This is a genomic window from Actinomadura sp. B10D3 (assembly GCF_039871695.1).
GTDB classification, from domain to species: domain Bacteria; phylum Actinomycetota; class Actinomycetes; order Streptosporangiales; family Streptosporangiaceae; genus Spirillospora; species Spirillospora madurae.
In genome coordinates, this window is record NZ_JBDPLY010000001.1 from 336581 (window position 1) to 355415 (window position 18835).

17 protein-coding genes and 1 tRNA gene are annotated in these 18835 nt (G+C 72.3%); 12 read left to right on the plus strand and 6 right to left on the minus strand.

Translation table 11 applies throughout. The features are described 5' to 3' along the window. Positions 1 to 50 precede the first annotated feature (50 nt). From ABGB11_RS01385 to ABGB11_RS01395, 3 genes are all read left to right on the plus strand, one after another. Positions 51 to 1010 carry an NADP-dependent oxidoreductase gene (locus tag ABGB11_RS01385; protein ID WP_347627887.1) on the plus strand — a complete coding sequence of 320 codons (960 nt, stop codon included), beginning with the start codon at positions 51 to 53 and terminating at the stop codon, positions 1008 to 1010. A 45-nt stretch (positions 1011 to 1055) separates the two neighbouring features. Further along, positions 1056 to 1274: a hypothetical protein gene (locus tag ABGB11_RS01390; RefSeq protein WP_347627889.1), complete on the plus strand. Its 219-nt coding sequence runs from the start codon at positions 1056 to 1058 to the stop codon at positions 1272 to 1274. A gap of 84 nt (positions 1275 to 1358) precedes the next feature. Next, complete coding sequence (locus ABGB11_RS01395; RefSeq protein ID WP_347627891.1) at positions 1359 to 1715, plus strand: tetratricopeptide repeat protein; 357 nt, start codon at positions 1359 to 1361, stop codon at positions 1713 to 1715. Positions 1716 to 1746: 31 nt separating this feature from the next. Here the strand turns inward: ABGB11_RS01395 and ABGB11_RS01400 are convergent, their stop codons facing one another. Next, positions 1747 to 3099: a HAMP domain-containing sensor histidine kinase gene (locus ABGB11_RS01400; RefSeq protein ID WP_347627893.1), complete on the minus strand. Its 1353-nt coding sequence runs from the start codon at positions 3097 to 3099 to the stop codon at positions 1747 to 1749. A 277-nt stretch (positions 3100 to 3376) separates the two neighbouring features. On the opposite strand from ABGB11_RS01400, the gene eno reads away from it, so the two are divergent. From eno to ABGB11_RS01420, 4 genes are all read left to right on the plus strand, one after another. Continuing rightward, complete coding sequence (eno, locus tag ABGB11_RS01405; RefSeq protein WP_347627895.1) at positions 3377 to 4660, plus strand: phosphopyruvate hydratase; 1284 nt, start codon at positions 3377 to 3379, stop codon at positions 4658 to 4660. Between the two features lie 126 nt (positions 4661 to 4786). Beyond that, on the plus strand, positions 4787 to 5275 hold the full coding sequence (locus ABGB11_RS01410) for a septum formation initiator family protein (protein WP_347627897.1): 489 nt from the start codon (positions 4787 to 4789) through the stop codon (positions 5273 to 5275). Positions 5276 to 5392: 117 nt separating this feature from the next. Continuing rightward, positions 5393 to 5959 (plus strand): DUF501 domain-containing protein, encoded by a 567-nt coding sequence (locus tag ABGB11_RS01415; RefSeq protein ID WP_347627899.1) that lies wholly within the window; start codon positions 5393 to 5395, stop codon positions 5957 to 5959. Further along, positions 5956 to 6912 (plus strand): Ppx/GppA phosphatase family protein, encoded by a 957-nt coding sequence (locus ABGB11_RS01420; protein ID WP_347627901.1) that lies wholly within the window; start codon positions 5956 to 5958, stop codon positions 6910 to 6912. Before ABGB11_RS01415 ends, ABGB11_RS01420 begins: the two co-directional genes overlap by 4 nt. On the opposite strand, the gene ABGB11_RS01425 is transcribed toward ABGB11_RS01420, so the two are convergent. Next, a complete protein-coding gene (locus tag ABGB11_RS01425; RefSeq protein ID WP_347627903.1) occupies positions 6913 to 7668 on the minus strand; it encodes a DUF2510 domain-containing protein in 756 nt (251 codons plus the stop codon). It lies immediately after the preceding gene. 140 nt (positions 7669 to 7808) lie between these two features. On the opposite strand from ABGB11_RS01425, the gene ABGB11_RS01430 reads away from it, so the two are divergent. The 4 genes from ABGB11_RS01430 to ABGB11_RS01445 all read left to right on the plus strand — a co-directional run bounded on the left by ABGB11_RS01430 (position 7809) and on the right by ABGB11_RS01445 (position 11761). Further along, positions 7809 to 8630: a uracil-DNA glycosylase gene (locus tag ABGB11_RS01430; RefSeq protein WP_347627905.1), complete on the plus strand. Its 822-nt coding sequence runs from the start codon at positions 7809 to 7811 to the stop codon at positions 8628 to 8630. A gap of 494 nt (positions 8631 to 9124) precedes the next feature. Then, entirely contained in the window at positions 9125 to 10474 is a 1350-nt protein-coding gene (locus ABGB11_RS01435) for an NAD(P)/FAD-dependent oxidoreductase (RefSeq protein ID WP_347627907.1), read from the plus strand. Between the two features lie 113 nt (positions 10475 to 10587). After that, a tRNA-Leu gene (locus ABGB11_RS01440) sits at positions 10588 to 10660 on the plus strand. Positions 10661 to 10954: 294 nt separating this feature from the next. Continuing rightward, complete coding sequence (locus ABGB11_RS01445; RefSeq protein WP_347627909.1) at positions 10955 to 11761, plus strand: Bax inhibitor-1/YccA family protein; 807 nt, start codon at positions 10955 to 10957, stop codon at positions 11759 to 11761. A gap of 177 nt (positions 11762 to 11938) precedes the next feature. Here ABGB11_RS01445 and ABGB11_RS01450 read toward each other — a convergent pair whose 3' ends face one another. The 3 genes from ABGB11_RS01450 to ABGB11_RS01460 form a co-directional block, all read right to left on the minus strand. Beyond that, the gene (locus ABGB11_RS01450; protein WP_347627911.1) at positions 11939 to 12166 is read right to left on the minus strand and encodes a DUF4287 domain-containing protein; all 228 of its coding nucleotides are present in this window, start codon (positions 12164 to 12166) and stop codon (positions 11939 to 11941) included. 178 nt (positions 12167 to 12344) lie between these two features. Continuing rightward, positions 12345 to 13565, minus strand: coding sequence for an acetyl-CoA C-acetyltransferase (locus ABGB11_RS01455; RefSeq protein ID WP_347627913.1), 1221 nt, complete (start codon positions 13563 to 13565; stop codon positions 12345 to 12347). 315 nt (positions 13566 to 13880) lie between these two features. After that, complete coding sequence (locus tag ABGB11_RS01460) at positions 13881 to 14879, minus strand: SGNH/GDSL hydrolase family protein (RefSeq protein ID WP_347627915.1); 999 nt, start codon at positions 14877 to 14879, stop codon at positions 13881 to 13883. Positions 14880 to 15062: 183 nt separating this feature from the next. Between ABGB11_RS01460 and ABGB11_RS01465 the strand changes: the two genes are divergently transcribed. After that, positions 15063 to 16454, plus strand: coding sequence for a cystathionine beta-synthase (locus ABGB11_RS01465; protein WP_347627917.1), 1392 nt, complete (start codon positions 15063 to 15065; stop codon positions 16452 to 16454). Positions 16455 to 16589: 135 nt separating this feature from the next. Here ABGB11_RS01465 and ABGB11_RS01470 read toward each other — a convergent pair whose 3' ends face one another. Next, positions 16590 to 18749 carry an MMPL family transporter gene (locus ABGB11_RS01470; RefSeq protein WP_347627919.1) on the minus strand — a complete coding sequence of 720 codons (2160 nt, stop codon included), beginning with the start codon at positions 18747 to 18749 and terminating at the stop codon, positions 16590 to 16592. Between the last annotated feature and the right edge of the window lie 86 nt (positions 18750 to 18835).

Here is an 18835-nt window from a genome sequence, read left to right on the forward strand (position 1 = left end):
CATTTCGCGGTGGCGCACCGCCACCGATCCGTTCGGGGGGACGATCCGTCATGCGAGCCATCGCCGTGTCCGAGTACGGCGCCACGCCGGCGCCGATGAACCTGCCGCGCCCGGAGCCGGGACCGGGGGAGATCGTCGTGAAGATGATCGCCGCCGGGCTGAACCCGCTCGACTGGAAGATCGCCGAGGGCATGCTCAAGGACTCCGTCGACGCGCCGTTCCCGCTGATCCTCGGGCAGGACGGCGCGGGCGTCGTCGACGCGGTCGGCGAGGGCGTGACCCGGCTCCGGCACGGCGAGCAGGTCTACGGGTCCTTCCTCGGGGTGGAGCGCGGGCTCGGCAGCTATGCCGAGTACGCCGTCGCCCGCGACGAGGGGCCGGTCACCCGGATCCCGGAGGGGATGATCTACACGCAGGCGGCGGCGGTGCCGACCGCGGGGATGACGGCCCTCGCCATGGTCGAGGAGGCGGGGATCGAGAAGGCCGCGGTCGACGCCGGGCTGACCGTTCTGGTCGTGGGCGCGACCGGCGGGGTCGGGCAGTGCGTGGTGCAGCTCGCGTCCCGCGCCGGCGCGAAGGTCATCGCGACGGCCCGCGCCGACATGGCCGGGACGGTGCGGCGGCTCGGCGCGGACGAGACCGTCGACCACTCGCAGGGCGACCTCAACGGCCAGGTCCTGAAAATCCAGTCCGACGGGATCGACGTCGTGCTCGACATGGTCAGCGACACCCGGTCGACCGAGCACATCGCCCAGCTCCTGCGGCCCGGCGGGACCTACATCACCACCACCTGGTCGGTGCACCCGGACTCGATGGAGTCCAAGGGGCTGCGCGGGGTGAACTTCGAGTACGAGCCGTCGGCCGAGCTGCTGGACCGGCTGTCCGCCCTGATCGACGCGGGCGAGCTGCGCGTCCGGGTCGAGCGGGAGCTGCCGCTGGAGAAGGCGGCCGACGCCCTGGCCGACAACCGGGCGGGCGGCGCGCGGGGCAAGACCGTCCTGCGCGTCTGAGCCGCCCGGGGTGAGGACGGCGTCCGTGCGGGCATGGAGGAGCACATGAACGAGACCCAGCCTGAGGACGACCGGCGCGCCCGTCTCCGCGACCTCGAGGAGTCGCTCGCCCGGCTGCGCGCCGACCTTCCCGCGCCGCCCGGCGAGCCCGCCGACTTCGTGGACTCCGGCCAGTACCTCGCCCAGCGCGAGGAACTGCAGGCCCAGATCGAGCTGCTGGAGGCCGAACGCGAACGGCTGCGCGCTTCGCTCGGCGAGACCTGATGGGGCCGTCCGGCCACGGCGGGGAACAAGCGCCGACCTCCCCCGGTTAGTTGGTTGTGTCAAGCAACTAAGGAGGGAGGCGCCGTGACGACGTTCGAGGAGTTCGAGCGCGCGACGCTGTTCTTCGAGGCCAAGGACTACGCCGGCGCGGCGCGCCTGCTGGCGCCGATCGTCGCGGAGCACCCGGGCAACCGCGCGGCGGTCGAGCTGCTCGGCCGCGCCTACTTCCACAGCGCCCAGCTCCGTCCCGCCGAGGAGACGCTGCGCCGCCTCGTCGAGCTGGACCCCTGCAACGGCTGGGCGCACGAGGCGCTGGCCCGCACCCTGGAGCGCCGGAGCCGCCCGGACGAGGCCGCTCCCTTCCGCAAGCTCGCCCGCGCCATGGGCGTCCTGCCCGCGGAGCAGGCCGAGGTGTCGGTGACGGCGGCCGACCTGCACTGACGGTCCCGCGGCGGCGCGGTCCGCGGCCGTGTCAGTTGCGGGGCAGGCGCAGCACGAAGCGGGCGCCGGCGACGCCGTCGATCCGGTCGGTGAGGATCAGCGACCCGCGGTGCGCCTCCGCGATGTCGCGGGAGATCGCCAGGCCGAGGCCGGTGCCGCCGGCGTCCCGGTGCCGGCCCTCGGCCAGCCGCGCGAACCGCTCGAACACGCGCTCGCGGTCCTCCGGCGCGATGCCCGTCCCGTCGTCGATGACCTCCACGACCGCGGTGTCGGGGTTCTCCGTGCGGAGGATCACCGTCACCTCCGACGCCGCGTGCCGGTCGGCGTTGTCGAGCAGGTTGGTCACCAGCCGCGCCAGCTCGTTGCGCCCGCCGTGCACCGTGACCGGCCCCTCCGACAGCACGGTGATCTGGGTGCGGCGGGGCCGCCGCAGCACCTCCTGGTCGGTGATCTCGGTCAGGTCCACCGCTTCCCGGGAGAAGCTCCGGTCGGCGTCCAGACGGGCGAGCGCCAGCAGGTCGTCCACCACCGCCGACAGACGCTCGGTGTTGACGAGGATCGTCCGCAGCGTCTTCTGGACGTCGGTGTCCTCGGGGGCCGCGAGCGCCAGCTCCAGTTCCATCCGCAGCGCGGTGAGCGGGCTGCGCAGCTCGTGCGAGACGTCCGAGACGAACCCCCGCTGCCGCGCGACCGCGCCCTCCAGCCGGTCGAGGGTCGCGTTCACGCTCTCGGCGAGCAGCCCCACCTCGTCGCGGCGGGGCGGCACCGGGACGCGGCGCTCCAGGTCGGTGGCGGTGATCTCGTCCAGCTTCCGGCGGATGCCGTCGACCGGGCGGAGGGCGCGGCTCACCGACAGCCAGGTGCCGTAGCCGACGAAGCCGGTGATGAACGGGATGCCGAGCGCCAGGAGCGCGGCCGTCAGCGGCCGGGGGATGAGCCCCGGCTGCGGTTCCAGCGACAGCACGAACAGCGCACCGTCCCGCTGTCCCTCTTCCTCCCTGAGCTCGACGACCACGTAGCACGACCCTTTGGGCGCGTCGATGCCGCAGCTGTGGACGACCCGCCGGTCGTCATCGGGCGGCGGCCGTCCGACGCGCACCGGGGGGCGGTCCTGCATCGGCGGGGTGGCCGCGACCACCCGGCCCGCCTCGTCCTGGACCTGCACGAGCGTGCCCGCGGGCCTCGGGATCGGGTTGGTCAGCGTCCCGTTGACGACCTCGGTCCTGGTCCGCCGCGCCTCCCGGGACGCGTCCCGGGTGGCGTCGATGACCGCGTTGTCCCGGACCAGGGTCAGCAGGACGACCCACAGCGCCGTCGACAGCACCAGCGCCACCAGTGCGGCCGTCACGGTCACCCGGATCCGGATCTCCGGGTGACGCAGCACGGCCCGCCAGAGCCAATGGCTCGGGCCCGCGGAGGGCCGGCGGAGCCGGAACCCTATGACGACCTCCCGGGGACGTTTTCTGCCAGTACCTCGAAATTCTTGCCTGAACAGGGCAAACAGCACCCTGGCGGGCGGGTAAAAGATGGTCGGTTCTGCGATGGACGTCCGGTTTGTCGGCCGGTCGCGGGGGGAACGGCGAGGCGGTTGGGCGGGGCGGGCGCCGCGCGGATAGGCTCGGGGACCGCACCAGACCATCCGCACCATCAGGGGGTTCCCCGTGTCGTCGATCGAGGCCGTACTCGCCCGGGAGATCCTTGACTCCCGCGGCAATCCGACCGTCGAGGTCGAGGTCCTGCTCGCCGATGGGACCGAGGCCCGCGCCGCCGTGCCGAGCGGGGCGTCCACCGGGCAGTTCGAGGCCGTCGAGCTGCGCGACGGCGGCGAGCGCTACGGCGGCAAGGGCGTGCGGAACGCGGTCAAGGCCGTCAACGAGACCATCGACGAGAAGCTCGTCGGGTACCCGGCGTCCGACCAGCGGCTGATCGACCAGCTCCTGGCCGACCTGGACGGCACCCCCGCCAAGTCGGCGCTCGGCGCCAACGCGATCCTCGGCGTCAGCCTCGCCGTCGCCAAGGCCGCCGCCGACTCCGCCGGCCTCCCGCTCTTCCGCTACGTGGGCGGGCCGAACGCGCACCTGCTGCCCGTCCCGATGATGAACATCCTGAACGGCGGCGCGCACGCCGACACCAACGTCGACGTCCAGGAGTTCATGGTCGCGCCTATCGGCGCCGCCACCTTCGCCGAGGCGCTGCGCTGGGGCGCCGAGACCTACCACGCCCTCAAGTCGGTGCTGAAGTCGCGCGGGCTGAACACCGGCCTCGGCGACGAGGGCGGCTTCGCCCCCGAGCTGCCGAGCAACCGGGATGCGCTCGACCTCATCATGGAGGCGATCCGCAAGGCCGGCTTCACCCCCGGCCGCGACATCGCGCTCGCCCTGGACGTCGCCGCCACCGAGTTCCACGCCGACGGCCAGTACGCGTTCGAGGGCACCAAGCGGTCCGCCGACGACATGGCCGCCTACTACGCCGAGCTGCTCGGCGGCTACCCGCTGGTCTCCATCGAGGACCCGCTGGACGAGGAGGACTGGGCCGGCTGGGAGGGCCTCACCGCCGCCGTCGGCGACCGCGTCCAGCTCGTCGGCGACGACCTGTTCGTCACCAACCCCGAGCGGCTCGGCCGCGGCATCAAGTCCGGCGCCGCGAACGCGCTGCTGGTCAAGGTCAACCAGATCGGCACGCTCAGCGAGACCCTCGACGCCGTGTCGCTCGCGCAGACCAGCGGGTACCGCTGCATGATGAGCCACCGCTCCGGCGAGACCGAGGACACCACGATCGCCGACCTGGCCGTCGCGACCAACTGCGGCCAGATCAAGACCGGCGCGCCGGCCCGCAGCGACCGGGTCGCCAAGTACAACCAGCTGCTGCGCATCGAGGAACTGCTGGACGACGCCGCGCGCTACGCGGGCGCCGCCGCGTTCCCGCGCTTCGACCCGCAGGGCTGACGGCGCGCGGAACCGACGGCGCGGAGAACCGACGGCGTGTAGAACTACAGGGCATGACCCGGCGGGTGGGGCGACCGCCCGCCGGGCGTCGCGATCCGACCGGCCGGGCCACAGGCAGGGGACACGATGGCGCAGGGCGAGGAGCGAGGGGGCCCGCGGGGCGGGCGTGACGACGGCGGCACCGCCGCACACGAGGCGGACGAGGACGGTCTCGGCGAGCACGGGCCCGGTCCGCGCCGGGGGAACCCGGCGCTGACCAGCCGCGCCGCGATCCTGGCGGTGGTGGTGTGCGCGATCGCGCTGAGCCTCGCCTACCCCGTCCGGGAGTACATCGCCCAGCGCAAGGAGATCGCGGACCTCCGCCGCCAGGAGGCCGTGGCCCGCCGGCAGGTGGACGAGCTCGCCCAGCGGAAGCAGCAGCTGGGCGATAAGTCGTACATTGAGCGTGAGGCGACGCGAAGGCTCCATTACTGTCGTCCTGACGTAAAGTGCTACATCGTGCTGGACGGCAGCGGGGACGGCGGGCAGCAGTCCCGCAAGGGCGGGCCGGCGGCCCCGCCGCCCTGGTACGAGACGCTGTGGCGGTCGGTCGAGGCCGCCGACAGACCGCGCTGACACGTCCGGTCCACCGGGCCGGGCGGCGGGCGCGTCCGGCGGGAGGGGCCGGGGGCGTGACCGTGCCGGCGCGATGGTGCACGAGAGACGGATCGACCGATCCGCGGGTGGGGACAGATGATCGAAGCAGGTGACACGGCCGCCGTCGCGGCCCAGCTCGGGCGGGAGCCGCGCGGCGTCCGCGAGGTGGCGAGCCGCTGCCCGTGCGGGCGGCCCGCCGTCATCGAGACGGCGCCGCGCCTCCCCGACGGGACGCCCTTCCCGACGCTGTTCTACCTGACCTGCCCGAAGGCCGCCTCGGCCATCGGGACGCTGGAGGGCGGCGGCGTCATGCGCGAGATGCAGGCCAGGCTCGCCGCCGATCCGAAGCTCGCCGCCGAGTACGCCGCGGCCCATGAGGACTACCTGCGGCGCCGCGACCGGGCCGCGCGCGAGGACGGGATCGAGCCGCTGCCCGCGGGCACGCAGAGCGCCGGCGGCATGCCCGAGCGCGTCAAGTGCCTGCACGCCCTCGTCGCCCACGAATTGGCCGTCCCCGGCGTGAACCCGCTCGGCCGCGAGGCGCTGGACGCGCTCCCGGAATGGTGGCGCTCCGGGCCCTGCGTCTCGCCCGGCGCGGACGAGGGGGACGCGGACGAGGGGGACGCGGACGAGGGGGACGCGGACGAGGGGGAGTCGCGGTGACGCGCGTCGCGGCCATCGACTGCGGGACGAACTCGGTCCGCCTGCTGATCGCCGACATCGTCCCGGGCGGCGACGGCGGTACCGGCGGCACCCTCACCGACGTCGAGCGGCGGATGGAGATCGTCCGGCTGGGTGAGGGCGTCGACGAGACCGGGCGGCTGTCGCCCGCCGCGCTGGAGCGCACGTTCACCGCGATGCGCGGGTACGCCGCACTGATCGACCGGCACGGCGCCGGCGCCGGGCACGGGCCGATCAAGACGCGGGTGGTGGCGACCAGCGCGACCCGCGACGCCGCGAACCGGGCCGACTTCGTCCGCGGCGTCGTGGACATCTTCGGCGTCGTCCCCGAGGTGATCAGCGGGGACGAGGAGGCCGGGCTGTCGTTCACCGGCGCCACCCGGGAGCTGGCCGCGCTCCGCCCGGCCCGCCCCTACCTGGTGGTCGACATCGGCGGCGGGTCCACCGAGTTCGTGCTCGGCAGCTCGTCGGCGGACGCGGCCCGCTCGATCGACATCGGCTGCGTGCGGATGACCGAGCGGCACCTCAAGGACGACCCGCCCTCGCCGCAGCAGATCTCCGGCGCCGCGGCCGACATCGACGCGGCCCTCGCCGTCGTCCGGGAGACGGTGCCGGTGGACGAGGCGCGCACGCTCGTCGGCCTCGCCGGGTCCGTCACCACGGTGGCCGGCATCGCGCTCGGCCTGCCGGAGTACGACGCGTCCCGCATCCACCTGTCGCGCATCACCGCGGCCCAGGTGCACGAGGTGACGCGGGGCCTGCTGCACGCCACCCGGGCCGAGCGCGCCGAGTTCGGCGTCATGCACCCCGGCCGGGTCGACGTGATCGGCGCGGGCGCGCTGATCCTGGACCGGATCATGCGGGAGTACGGGTTCGGCGCCGTCGTCGTCAGCGAGCACGACATCCTGGACGGCATCGCCTGGTCGCTGGTCTGATCAGTACTTGAGCCGGGCCAGCAGGGCGGGGATCAGCACCGCGTTCGGGTTCTGCTGCGGGACGTAGAGGACCGGTGTGGTGCCGCCGGCCTGCTGGATCCAGACCCGGCCCCGGTCGACCGTCGCGCCGGAGATGGACGACCAGCTCAGCGAGACCCGGTTGCCGCGCACCCCGCCGGGATGGACGGTCAGGCCCTGCGCCACGTCGACGGACTCGCCCGCCCGGACCCGCCCGGCCAGCTCGGCCGCGAGCCGCCGCTCGGCGTACTCCTGGCACAGCTGGATCAGCCGCCCCCAGACCCGCTCGGGCTCGCCCTCGGAGCCCGGCGGGCCGTCCTGCTCGATCACGACCTCCACCCGGGGGCCGCCGCGGAAGGGGAACCGGCCGACCTGGAAGATCCACTGGATGCCGGCGGCGTGGCCGTATCCGGCCGGGCGCTCCGCCGCCCAGTACGCCACCCACTCGACCCGCGCCCACGGCAGCGACGCCGTCCCGTAGGACACGCCCTGGTCATCGGCGTGCAGGTGCAGGCCGTGCACGGTCACGTCCAGCGCGGGGACGGCGGGGGCGGTGTTGTCCCAGGTCGGCGGGTGAGGGGCGGCGTAGTGGCGCTCGGCGGCGGGCTCCTCGCGCCGGAGCGGGATCCGCGGCGGCTGGTCCGGCTCCGGGTTCAGGCGCTCGGTCCAGTTCTCCCCGTCCCACCAGCGCAGGCTCCCCGTGCCGTAGGGGTCTGGGTACCAGCCCGGTTGCGACACTGCCTGCCTCCCGCTTCGCACGACGGCGTGCCGGACACCCCGCCTCCCCGACCGGCGAACGCATCGTACCGACCGATGCCCTTTTCCACCGGTCATGGGCGGAACCCGGCCACCGCCTGTGGCGTGGGACGATCGGTGGTATGCCGTCCGCCAACGCCCCCTTCGTGCCGCCCGGGTCGGGGTGGCCGGAGGACCCCGCCGCCCCCGGCACGCCCGTCGCGCACGACGCCCGCGAGGTCCTCGACCTGGCCGCCAAGGCGCCGGACCTGGCCGAGCTGTGCGCCCGCCAGTCGGTGTGCCGCGCCTGCGACCGGCTCGTCGCGTGGCGGGAGAAGGTGGCCGTCGAGCGGCGCCGGGCGTTCGCGGACGAGGAGTACTGGGGGCGCCCGATCGCCGGATGGGGCGAGGCCGAGCCGCGGATCCTCATCGTCGGGCTGGCGCCGGCCGCGCACGGCGGCAACCGCACCGGGCGGATCTTCACCGGCGACCGGTCGGGGGACTGGCTGTTCGCGTCCCTGCACCGGGTGGGGCTGGCCGCGCTGCCGACCAGCGTGCGGGCCGGCGACGGGCAGCGGTTGATCGGCGCCCGGATGGCCGCGACCGTCCGCTGCGCCCCGCCGGACAACAAGCCGACGCCGCTGGAGCGGACGACGTGCCTGCCGTGGCTGGCCCGCGAGGTCGAGGAGGTCGCGCCGAGCGTGCGCTGCATCGTCTGCCTGGGCGGGTTCGCCTGGCAGGGCGTGTGGCCGGCGCTGCGGCAGGCCGGCTACGGGCTGCCGCGCCCGCGCCCGAAGTTCGGCCACGGCGCCGAGGTGGAGCTGGCGCCGCCGCCTTCGGTGACCCGCCGCGATCCGGTGCTGCTGCTGGGCTGCTACCACCCGAGCCAGCAGAACACCTTCACCGGCCGTGTCACCGAGGACATGCTGGACGCGGTCTTCACCCGCGCCCGCGACCACCGCTAGCGTCCCTACGAAGAGCGAGGCGGAGCGCGGTGGAGGCATATTCGGAGCTGGATGCCGTCGACGTGCCGAGGCCGAAACCGTCCGGCGAGCCAACAACGCGAGGCTGCAAGAGTTCTTCGACGGTGTCGACGTGTTGTTCACGCCCACGACACCGGGGCCTCCACATGGGCACGAGGGCCCTGGCAGCGCGATGTCGGTCAGCCTGACCTGGGCGTTCAACATCGGTGGACACCCCGCCATCAGCATCCCCGCCGGCGCCGGGCCCCTCCCCCGAGGGTGCCCGACGGCGAGGCAGGGCCTTGGCCAAGCGGCCGTGGCGCGGCGGACCGGCCCCTGCACCGGTCCGCCGCCCGCGGCCGCTTGGCGCCCCCGTCCGGCCCTGGCCTCGCCGTCTGCTTTCAGGTGGTACGTACGGTGTGATGCGGGAATCGGGTGAGAAGTTCGCCGCGCGGGCAAAGACGTGAGCCTGTCCCGGATGCGGGTATCGCTCAGGCATGGCTTCTCAGCGCACGAGACAGATCGTCATCGTCGGCGGCGGGTATGTCGGCATGTACACCGCCCTGAGGCTGCAGAAGAAGCTGCGCGGTGAACTGCGCCGTGGCGAGGTCGCCGTCACCGTCATCGACCCCCAGTCCTACATGACCTATCAGCCGTTCCTGCCCGAGGCCGCGGCGGGGAACCTGGAACCGCGGCACGTGGTCGCGCCGCTGCGCAAGGTCCTCAAGCACTGCCGCGTCGTCAACGGCTTCGTGACGCAGATCGACCACGCGTCCAAGCGGCTCACCATCCGGCCTGCCGGGGCGAGCACCGCGGGGGTGCCGGAGCGCGACATCGACTACGACATGCTCGTCGTCGCCCTCGGCTCCATCTCGCGGACGCTGCCCATCCCCGGCCTGGCCGACTGCGGCATCGGCTTCAAGACCGTCGAAGAGGCGATCTTCCTGCGCAACCACGTCCTGCACCAGCTCGACATCGCCGCCTCCAACCCCGGCGACGAGGACGTCCGGAGGCGGGCGCTGACGTTCGTCTTCGTCGGCGCCGGCTTCGCGGGCGTCGAGGCCATGGCCGAACTGGAGGACATGGCCCGGGACGCCTGCAAGTGGTACCCGACCATCGACGCCGGTGAGATGCGCTGGATGATGGTCGAGGCGACCGACCGGATCCTGCCCGAGGTCGGGCCCGAGATGGGGCGGCACACCGCCGACGCCCTGCGCCGCCGCGGCATCGAGGTCAAGCTGGAGACCCTCCTGAAGTCCGCCGAGAACCGGCACATCGTGCTGAGCGACGGCGAGGAGTTCGACGCCGGCACGCTCGTCTGGACGGCGGGCGTGAAACCGCACCCCGTGGTCCGGGAGAGCGATCTCCCTCTCGACGGCAAGGGGCGCATCAAGACGACCGCCGAGCTGACCGTGGACGGGCTGGAGCACGTGTACGCCGCGGGCGACAACGCGGCCGTCCCCGACCTCACCGGAAAGGGGGATTTCACCGCGCCGAACGCGCAGCACGCGGTCAGGCAGGCCAAGCGCCTCGGCGACAACATCGCGGCCGACGTGCGCGGCAAGCCCAGGAAGCCCTACCGGCACGCCTACGTCGGCTCCGTGGCGAGCCTCGGCCTCCACAAGGGCGTCGCGAACGTCTACGGGGTGAAGCTCCGCGGGCTGCCCGCCTGGGTCATGCACCGCACCTACCACCTGTCGCGGATGCCGACCGTCAACCGCAAGTTCCGGATCACCATGGACTGGACGCTCGCGCTGTTCTTCCAGCGCGAGATCGTCTCGCTGGGCGAACTGGAATGGCCGCGCCAGGAGTTCGAACTGGCCGCGGGCCGCCAGCGCGACACCTGACCGGTCCTCTTGACCGGCCGGACCGTTCCACTGGCCGGACCCGGCCGCGCGAGCCCCTGCTCCACGGGCCTCGCGACCCGCGGTGCTGACCGCTGACTCGATATGATGACGCCGCCCCTGTAGCCCAATGGCAGAGGCGGGCTCCCTAAAAGAGCCATTGTGTCGGTTCGAGTCCGACCAGGGGCACTGTGTTTACCCAGGGGGGCGACCCCCTGGAACCCCCGTTACGGGCGGGCAACCGTTTCCCGATCCGCTGGCGCGTCTCGTGAAACGGCTCCCCGCCCGTCGGGTCGGGCGGCCTCCGGGCGTTGGACGCCCTCCGGCCGCCCGACCCGTGGGTGCGGATCGAGGCTCGTGCTCGGGCTTGGCGCCTCTCCAAGAGGACGGGTTCTGCTTCGTCCAAGAGGGGTGTGGTCAGCGTCGTCCAAGAGCGTCGGGTGTGGTTGGCTTGGTGTCACATCGGCCGAACTGGAGAGACTGATGGAGAGCAGAAACCCCGCGTTCCGGGGGAACGCCTTCGACCAGCGGGCCACGGGGTACGGCGCCCCCGGATACGGCCCGGCGGAGTACGGACCCGGACCCTACGCTCCCGGCTACGCCGCGCCGCCGCAGGTCCGCGCGATGACCATGGACGACGTCGTCGTCCGCGGGTTCGCGACCCTGGCGCTGCTGGTGATCACCGCGGCGCTGGCGTGGATGCTGGTGCCCACCGAGCTCGCCATGCCCGTACTGGTGGTCGCGCTCCTCGCGGAGATCGGCATCTGGGCGTTCATCACGTTCGGGCGCAAGGCCAACGCCCCCATGGTGCTGGCGTTCGCCGCCGTGTACGGCGTCGTCGTCGGCATCGTCAGCCATGCCTACAACGACGTCTACAACGGCATCGTCTTCCAGGCCGTGATCGGGACGGCGCTGGCGTTCGGCGCGACCCTCGCCGTCTACGCGCTGCGCATCGTCCGCGTCACGCCCAAGTTCGCCAAGTTCGTCATCGCCGCCGGCGTCGCGCTGATCGGGCTGATGCTCGTCAACCTGCTGGTGACCGCCTTCGGCGGTGAGGACGGGATCGGCATCCGCGACCCCGGCAGCCCGCTCGCCTACATCTTCAGCGTCGTCGCGATCCTCGTCGGCTGCTTCTTCCTGCTGCTCGACTTCGACGCGATCGAGCAGGGCGTCCGTTCCGGGGCGCCGGAGAAGTTCGCCTGGTACTGCGCGTTCGGGCTGGTGCTGAGCCTGGTGTGGATCTACCTGGAGATCCTGCGGCTGCTCAGCTACTTCACCGGACGCGACTAGCGCTCCGCTCTGCAATGATCAGCCCCGCGCCGACGGCGTGGGGCTGATCTGTGCGGGATCTCTGCGCCAGGGTCGTGGCGCCGTGGCGGCACGACTGCGGGGGCGTCCGTTGGCGGGATCCCGCCACGAATGGACACGTATGAAGTTACGCGTATGAAGTTCGGTACGGGGGCGCGTTCAGTAGTGGCGCGCCCGGCGTGTGCGCTCGTGCTCGCGCACGAGGGCCGCGGCGTAGCCGTGGGAGAGGTTGTGCTCGTCGGCCAGCCAGGTGCTGCGTTCCTCGCAGCGGGTGAACGACGGGCCGTTCTCGATGGTGGTGAACCACTCGGGGATGTCACGTCCTGTGACTTGCGGAATGCGGGCGAGCAACTTGCTGTGCGTCTCCGGCGAGTGGTTCAGTGACAATTGGCACCTCCAGGTCGCGGGGCTCTTCCTGCCGACTCTGCATCACCACCCCGGATGTGACAACCCCCTAACGGGGACCTATCTATTACGTTACGTAGATCATCTGTAACGGGGGTTCTCTCCGAAACGCGCAGGTGGCCCGCATGGCATGCCATACGGGCCATCCCGGAGCCGGAATTCAGGACAGGCGTTCCACCACCATCGCCATGCCCTGGCCGCCGCCCACGCACATGGTCTCCAGCCCGAACTGCTTGTCGTGGAACTTCAGCCCGTTGAGCAGCGTGGAGGTGATGCGGGCGCCGGTCATGCCGAACGGGTGGCCGACCGCGATCGCGCCGCCGTTGACGTTGAGCTTGTCGATGTCGATGCCGAGGTCCTCGGCGGACGGCAGCACCTGCGCCGCGAACGCCTCGTTGATCTCGACCAGGTCGATGTCGTCGATGGTCATCCCGGCCTTCGCGAGGGCCCTGCGGGACGCCTCCACCGGGCCGAGGCCCATGATCTCGGGGGACAGGCCGGTGACCCCGGTCGAGACGATCCGGGCCAGCGGGGTGATGCCGAGCTCGGCGGCCTTGGCGTCGCTCATGATCACCACGGCGGCGGCGCCGTCGTTCAGCGGGCAGCAGTTGCCCGCGGTGACCGTCCCGTCCGGCCGGAAGACCGGCTGGAGCTGGGAGACCTTCTCGTAGGTGGTGCCCGGGCGGGGGCCGTCGTCCTTGGCGATGACCGAGCCGTCCGGCAGCGTCACCGGCGTGATGTCCTTCTCCCAGAACCCGTTGGCGAGGGCCTTCTCGGCGAGGTTCTGCGAGCGGACGCCGAACTCGTCCTGCGCCTGCCGGGAGACGCCGCGCAGGCCGGCCACGTTCTCGGCCGTCTGGCCCATGGCGATGTAGATGTCGGGCAGGGCGCCGTCCTCGCGCGGGTCGTGCCAGACGGGCACGCCGCCCTCGCTCGTCTTGGCGGTGCGGGCCTCGGCGTCGGCGAACACCGGGTTCTGCGTGTCGGGGAGGCCGTCGCTGCTGCCCTTGGCGAACCGGCTGACGGTCTCGACGCCCGCGGAGACGATGACGTCCGCCTCGCCCGCGCGGATGGCGTGCAGGGCCATCCGGGTCGTCTGGAGCGAGGACGAGCAGTACCGGGTGATGGTGGCGCCGGGCACGTTGTCCCAGCCGAGCAGGATCGACACGACGCGCGCCATGTTGTAGCCCTGCTCGCCGCCGGGCAGCCCGCAGCCGAGCAGCAGGTCGTCGATCTGGCTCGGGTCCAGCTGCGGGACCTTCGCCATCGCGGCGCCGACCATCTGGGCGGTGAGGTCGTCGGGCCGGATGTCCTTGAGCGACCCCTTGAAGGCGCGGCCGATCGGCGAGCGCGCGGTTGCGACGATGACTGCCTCGGGCATTGCGGTCTCCTGTCTCAGCGGCCGTCACGGCGTTACTCGCCGGTTCACGAGCAATCTAACCGCTGGTCCTCCGGGTCGTACACGCCGCCCCCCGGCCGCCCTGGTGGACGGCACGTGCCATAAGTGCTCGCTTACTGCTGTCCCGGCGGCGGGATGACGGCCGCCCCATGTGCCCGGGACGCCGGGCGCCGGACGCTGGTACCGGCGCCACCGGCCGGTCCGCGCGAGTGTGGGCGGGGGGACCGGCCGGTGCGGCGGACGACCGGGGCTCGTCACAGGTGACCGGACGGGTCCCGGTCCCGCGTACCCGGCCGCTCAGGCCGGGTCGGGTGCCGCCGGGGCGGGCGGCACGTCGCGGGCGGGGGACCTGCGGCGCAGGAGGCGCGCCCAGCGTCCGCGGGGACCCCGGTCGCGGCCGCCGACCGACGCGCCCGACACCTCGGTGCCGGCCCGCTCGGCGGCCTCCACGGCGGCGCGATAGATGGGGATGACGTCCTCGCCGAGGTGGCCCGCCGGGTCGTGCTCCAGGCCGAGCACCGACGCCATCGAGGGCAGCACGGCCGCCGCCGCGGCGGCGTACCCGCGGGCGGACGGATGGTAGCGGTCCTCGCTGAACATCGAGAGCGGGTCGGCGGCGAACTCGCGGCCGAGGAGGTCGCCGAGCGACACCGAGCGGGCGCCGTGCTCGACGACCGCGACCGTCTGCGCCGCGGCGAGCTGCCGGCTCGCGCGGCGGGCGAACCAGCGCAGCGGCGGCATCAGCGACTTGACCGACCCGAGGTCGGGGCAGGTGCCGGCCACCACCATCGCGTCCGCGGCGCGCAGCCGCTCGACCGCGTACCCGAGGTGCCGGACGGACTCGGCGGGCGGCACCCGCGCCGTCACGTCGTTGGCGCCGATCATGATGACCGCGACGTCGGGGCGGGCCTGCAGCGCCCGGTCGACCTGGCCGCGCAGGGCGTGCGAGCGGGAGCCGGACCGGGCCACGTTCGTCACCCGGACGGGCCGGCCCGCGATCGCCGCCAGGCCGTTGGCCAGAAGCGCGGCCGGCGTCTCCTCCGGGGTGTGGACGCCGAGCCCGGCCGCGGTCGAGTCGCCCAGCATGACCAGCGACAGCGGGGAGCCGCCGTGCTCCTCGCCGTACAGCCCGTCCGCCACGGGCGGGTCGCCGTTGGGCGTCGCCGAGATGATCCTCCGGGCGAGCCGGGCCTCCATCACCAGAAGGCCGAACGTGATGCCGCCCAGGGCCGTGATTCCTCCGCCGCCATAAGCCGCGGCCGCCGCGATGCGGCGTGCCGTGAATGCTCTCAACATGCTGCGCTGACCCTCCGTGATTTAGTTCCTACCCGCGCTTGGGGGCGGCGATACCTGCGGGCGCCGTTCTCGGCTAACGTCGGAAACGGGAAACCTTCCGGACCCACGCCCGTTCCCACGCGTGACCGGCGGCGGAACACGGACGCAACGGTCAGATCCACACTGAACGACAAGGATGTCGCGGTGCACGTACACGACTCACTCGTCGAACTGATGGGCAACACCCCGCTCGTTCGACTGCGCAAGGTCACCCAGTGGCGGGGGGCCGCCGGCCCCCGGCCGCAGGTGCTGGCCAAGGTGGAGTACTTCAATCCCGGCGGCTCGGTGAAGGACCGCATCGCGGTCCGCATGATCGACGCCGCCGAGCGGTCCGGCGAGCTGCGGCCCGGCGGGACGATCGTCGAGCCGACGTCCGGCAACACCGGGGTCGGGCTCGCCATCGTGGCGCAGGAGCGCGGCTACCGCTGCGTCTTCGTCTGCCCCGACAAGGTCGGCAAGGACAAGATCGACGTGCTGCGCGCCTACGGCGCCGAGGTCGTCGTCTGCCCGACGGCGGTGAATCCCGAGCACCCCGACTCCTACTACTCGGTGTCCGACCGGCTCGTCACCGAGATCCCGGACGCCTGGAAGCCGAACCAGTACACCAACCCGCAGAACCCGCGGTCGCACTACGAGACGACCGGCCCGGAGCTGTGGGAGCAGACCGAGGGGCGCATCACCCACTTCGTCGCGGGGATCGGCACGGGCGGCACGATCAGCGGCACCGGCCGGTACCTCAAGGAGGTCTCCGGCGGGCGGGTGCAGATCATCGGCGCCGACCCGGAGGGCTCGGTGTACTCCGGCGGCAGCGGCCGCCCCTACCTCACCGAGGGCGTCGGCGAGGACATCTGGCCGGAGACCTACGACCGCGACATCTGCGACGACGTCATCGCGGTGTCCGACAAGGACTCCTTCACGATGACCCGGCGGCTCGCCCGCGAGGAGGCGCTGCTCGTCGGCGGCTCCTGCGGGATGGCGGTCGTCGCCGCGCTGCGCGTCGCCGAGCGGGCCGACCCCGACGCGGTGATCGTCGTGCTGCTGCCGGACGGCGGCCGCGGCTACCTCGGCAAGATCTTCAATGACGCCTGGATGGCGGACTACGGATTCCTCACCCCGTCCACCGAGGAGGCCCGGGTCGGCGAGGTGCTCACCCGCAAGGGCGGCACGCTGCCGGAGTTCGTGCACGTCCACCCGCACGAGACCGTGCAGACCGCGATCGCCATCATGCGCGAGTACGAGGTGTCGCAGCTGCCGGTGATGAAGGAGGAGCCGCCGGTCATGGCGGCCGAGGTGGTCGGCTCGGTCGGGGAGACCGACCTGCTCGACATCATGGTCCAGGGCCGCGCCAAGATGACCGAGCCCGTGGAGGCGCACATGGCGGCGCCGCTGCCGACGCTCGGCTCCGGCGAGCCCGTCAGCAAGGCCGTGGGCGTCCTGGAGAAGTCCGGGGCCGCGGTCGTCCTCGTGGACGGCAAGCCCAAAGGCCTGATCACCCGCCAGGACCTGCTCGCCTTCCTGTCCGACGCCACCGGCTGACCCTGGCACGGCAGAGCGCCTGGAGATCGCGGTGATCTCCAGGCGCTCTTCTCTAGGGTGTCGGGTTGCGGGGCCCGGCCGGTGGGCGGCGTTATGGGCCGGTCCCCGCAACCCGACGTCTCGGGGGCGCCGCGGCTAGGCGCGGTACCCGGTCGGGGCGAAGTCCTCCCGCGTGTCGGCGGGGCGCGGCGGCGCGTCCGGCTCGTCGCCGTGCCCCGGCCACCAGGCCTTGTGGCCCAGCATCGCGGTGAGCCCCGGCACCAGGAACGTCGACATCACGAAGGCCGACAGGGCGATGCCGATCGCGACGGAGAAGCCCATCTGCTTCAGCATCGACACCGGCGCGAGCATCATCACCGAGAAGGTGCCGGCCAGGATGAGTCCCGCCGCGGCGACCGTCGGGCCGCCGTGCTGGACGGCCAGGGCCGCCGCCTGCCGCGGCTCGTTGCCCTCCTTGGCCTCCTCGCGCAGCCGCGCCGTCATCAGGATGTTGTAGTCGGTCCCGATGGCCAGCACGAACAGGTAGAGGATGATCGGCAGCTGGAAGGTGACGCCGGCCTCGCCCATGCCGCCCTGGAAGACGTAGACCGCGGAGCCGAGCGTCGCCGCGAAGCCCAGCAGGACGGACACGACCAGGTAGAGCGGCGCGACCACCGACCGCAGCAGCAGGGCCAGGATGATCGCGATCAGCACCGCCGCCACCGGCAGGATCACCGACAGGTCGCGGTTGTTGACGGCGTTGATGTCGGCGAAGATCGCCGTCGAGCCGCCGACGTAGGCGCGGGTGCCCTCCGGCGCCGCCTTGTGCACGGCGGGCGCCAGCTCGTCCTTGACCAGGCTGATCGCCTCGTTGGACGCCGGGTTGGTCTTCAGGACCAGGTCGACCCGGGCCACCGACTTGTCCTGGCCGGGGACGGGCTGCTGCACCTTGCCGACGCCGGGCGCGGACTTGGCCGCCTCGGAGAAGGAGGCCAGCTGCTGCTGACTGATCGGCTGCCCGCCGTCGCTCTTGAGGAACACCTGGACCGGGGTCGTCAGGCCGGGCGGGAAGCCCTTCTCCATGTCCTTGGTGGCCTGCGCGGACTCGGTGTCCTGCGGGAAGCCGGCGGCGAAGTCGTAGTCCGCCTTGAACCCGAGGGCGCCGAGCGCCAGCACGACCAGCACCAGCCCGGACGCCGCCGCCGCGACCGCGGGGCGCTTGCCGACGCCCCGGCCGATGGCCGCGGACATCGTCCCCTTCGGTTGCTTCTTCCACGCCTTGGACGGCCAGAAGACGGCGGTGCCGAGCAGCGACACGAGCGCCGGGAACAGCGTCAGCGAGGTGATGCCCATCACCACCACGGCGATGGCAAGGGACGGGCCCCAGGCGCTGAACACGCCGAACGTCGCGAGCAGCAGGACCAGGAAGGTGACGGCGATGGCGGCGGCGGCCGAGGAGATGACCTCGCCGACCCGCTCCACCGCGGTGATCATCGCGGTCTTCTTGTCGTCGCCGGCCCGCAACCGCTCCCGGAACCGGAACATCAGGAACAGGTAGTAGTCGGCGCCGATGCCGAAGAGCACGATGAGGATGATCGTGGAGAGGCTGTCGTCGCCGGAGAAGTTGAAGAGCTTCGAGGCGGCGCCGATCAGGCTCATCGAGACCTGCATCGTCACCATGATCACGATGATCGGCAGCACCGCGGCCAGCGGCGCCCGGAAGATCACCAGGATCAGGCCGATGATCAGCACGAAGGTGGCGATGCCGACGATCTCGAAGGACTGGTTGAACGAGTCCTCGTTGTCGACGAAGCTGGCCACGTCACCGCCGACCTTGGCCTCCAGGCCGCTGCTCCCCAGCAGCCCCGGCAGGTCCTTGCGGATCTCCTTGACCGCGTCGCCCTGCTTCTCGCTGTCGGCCATCGAGGTGCCCTTCATCGGCACCATGATCACCTGGACGGCCTTGTTCGGCGCCACCGCCTCCGCGCCCGTCGCGAAGCCGAGGACCGTCTGCGGCTTGTCGGCGTTCAGGGACTTGGCGGCCTCGTTCACCTTCGCGGTGTCCTGCGCCGTCAGCGGCTTGCCGTCGGAGCGCTTGACGACGATCAGCGAGGAGGTGTCCTCCTGCTGGGGGAACGCCTTCTCGGCGATCTTCATGGCCTGGACCGACTCGTACTTCGAGGGCAGGAAGTCGCCCTGGTCGGACTCGGTGGTGAGCTTGGGGGAGAAGGCGATGATGAGCACCGCGGCCACGAGCCAGGCCACGATGGTCCACCACGGATGTCTCACGACGAAGCGCGCGAGCCGAGCGAACATGGGGGCTTCCTTAGATCAAGGTCGTAGGGATACCTGTAAAACGGTAGAGACCCGACAGGGCGTTGGGGTCACCCCCAGCGCCGAAA

Coding starts and splice junctions, on each gene's coding strand:
- ABGB11_RS01385 (WP_347627887.1), top strand. CDS start 51: ATGCGAGCCATCGCCGTGTCCGAGTACGGCGCCACGCCGGCGCCGATG.
- ABGB11_RS01390 (WP_347627889.1), top strand. CDS start 1,056: ATGAACGAGACCCAGCCTGAGGACGACCGGCGCGCCCGTCTCCGCGAC.
- ABGB11_RS01410 (WP_347627897.1), top strand. CDS start 4,787: ATGGCGCAGGGCGAGGAGCGAGGGGGCCCGCGGGGCGGGCGTGACGAC.
- ABGB11_RS01415 (WP_347627899.1), top strand. CDS start 5,393: ATGATCGAAGCAGGTGACACGGCCGCCGTCGCGGCCCAGCTCGGGCGG.
- ABGB11_RS01430 (WP_347627905.1), top strand. CDS start 7,809: ATGCCGTCCGCCAACGCCCCCTTCGTGCCGCCCGGGTCGGGGTGGCCG.
- ABGB11_RS01435 (WP_347627907.1), top strand. CDS start 9,125: ATGGCTTCTCAGCGCACGAGACAGATCGTCATCGTCGGCGGCGGGTAT.
- ABGB11_RS01445 (WP_347627909.1), top strand. CDS start 10,955: ATGGAGAGCAGAAACCCCGCGTTCCGGGGGAACGCCTTCGACCAGCGG.
- ABGB11_RS01455 (WP_347627913.1), bottom strand. CDS start 13,565: ATGCCCGAGGCAGTCATCGTCGCAACCGCGCGCTCGCCGATCGGCCGC.
- ABGB11_RS01460 (WP_347627915.1), bottom strand. CDS start 14,879: ATGTTGAGAGCATTCACGGCACGCCGCATCGCGGCGGCCGCGGCTTAT.
- ABGB11_RS01470 (WP_347627919.1), bottom strand. CDS start 18,749: ATGTTCGCTCGGCTCGCGCGCTTCGTCGTGAGACATCCGTGGTGGACC.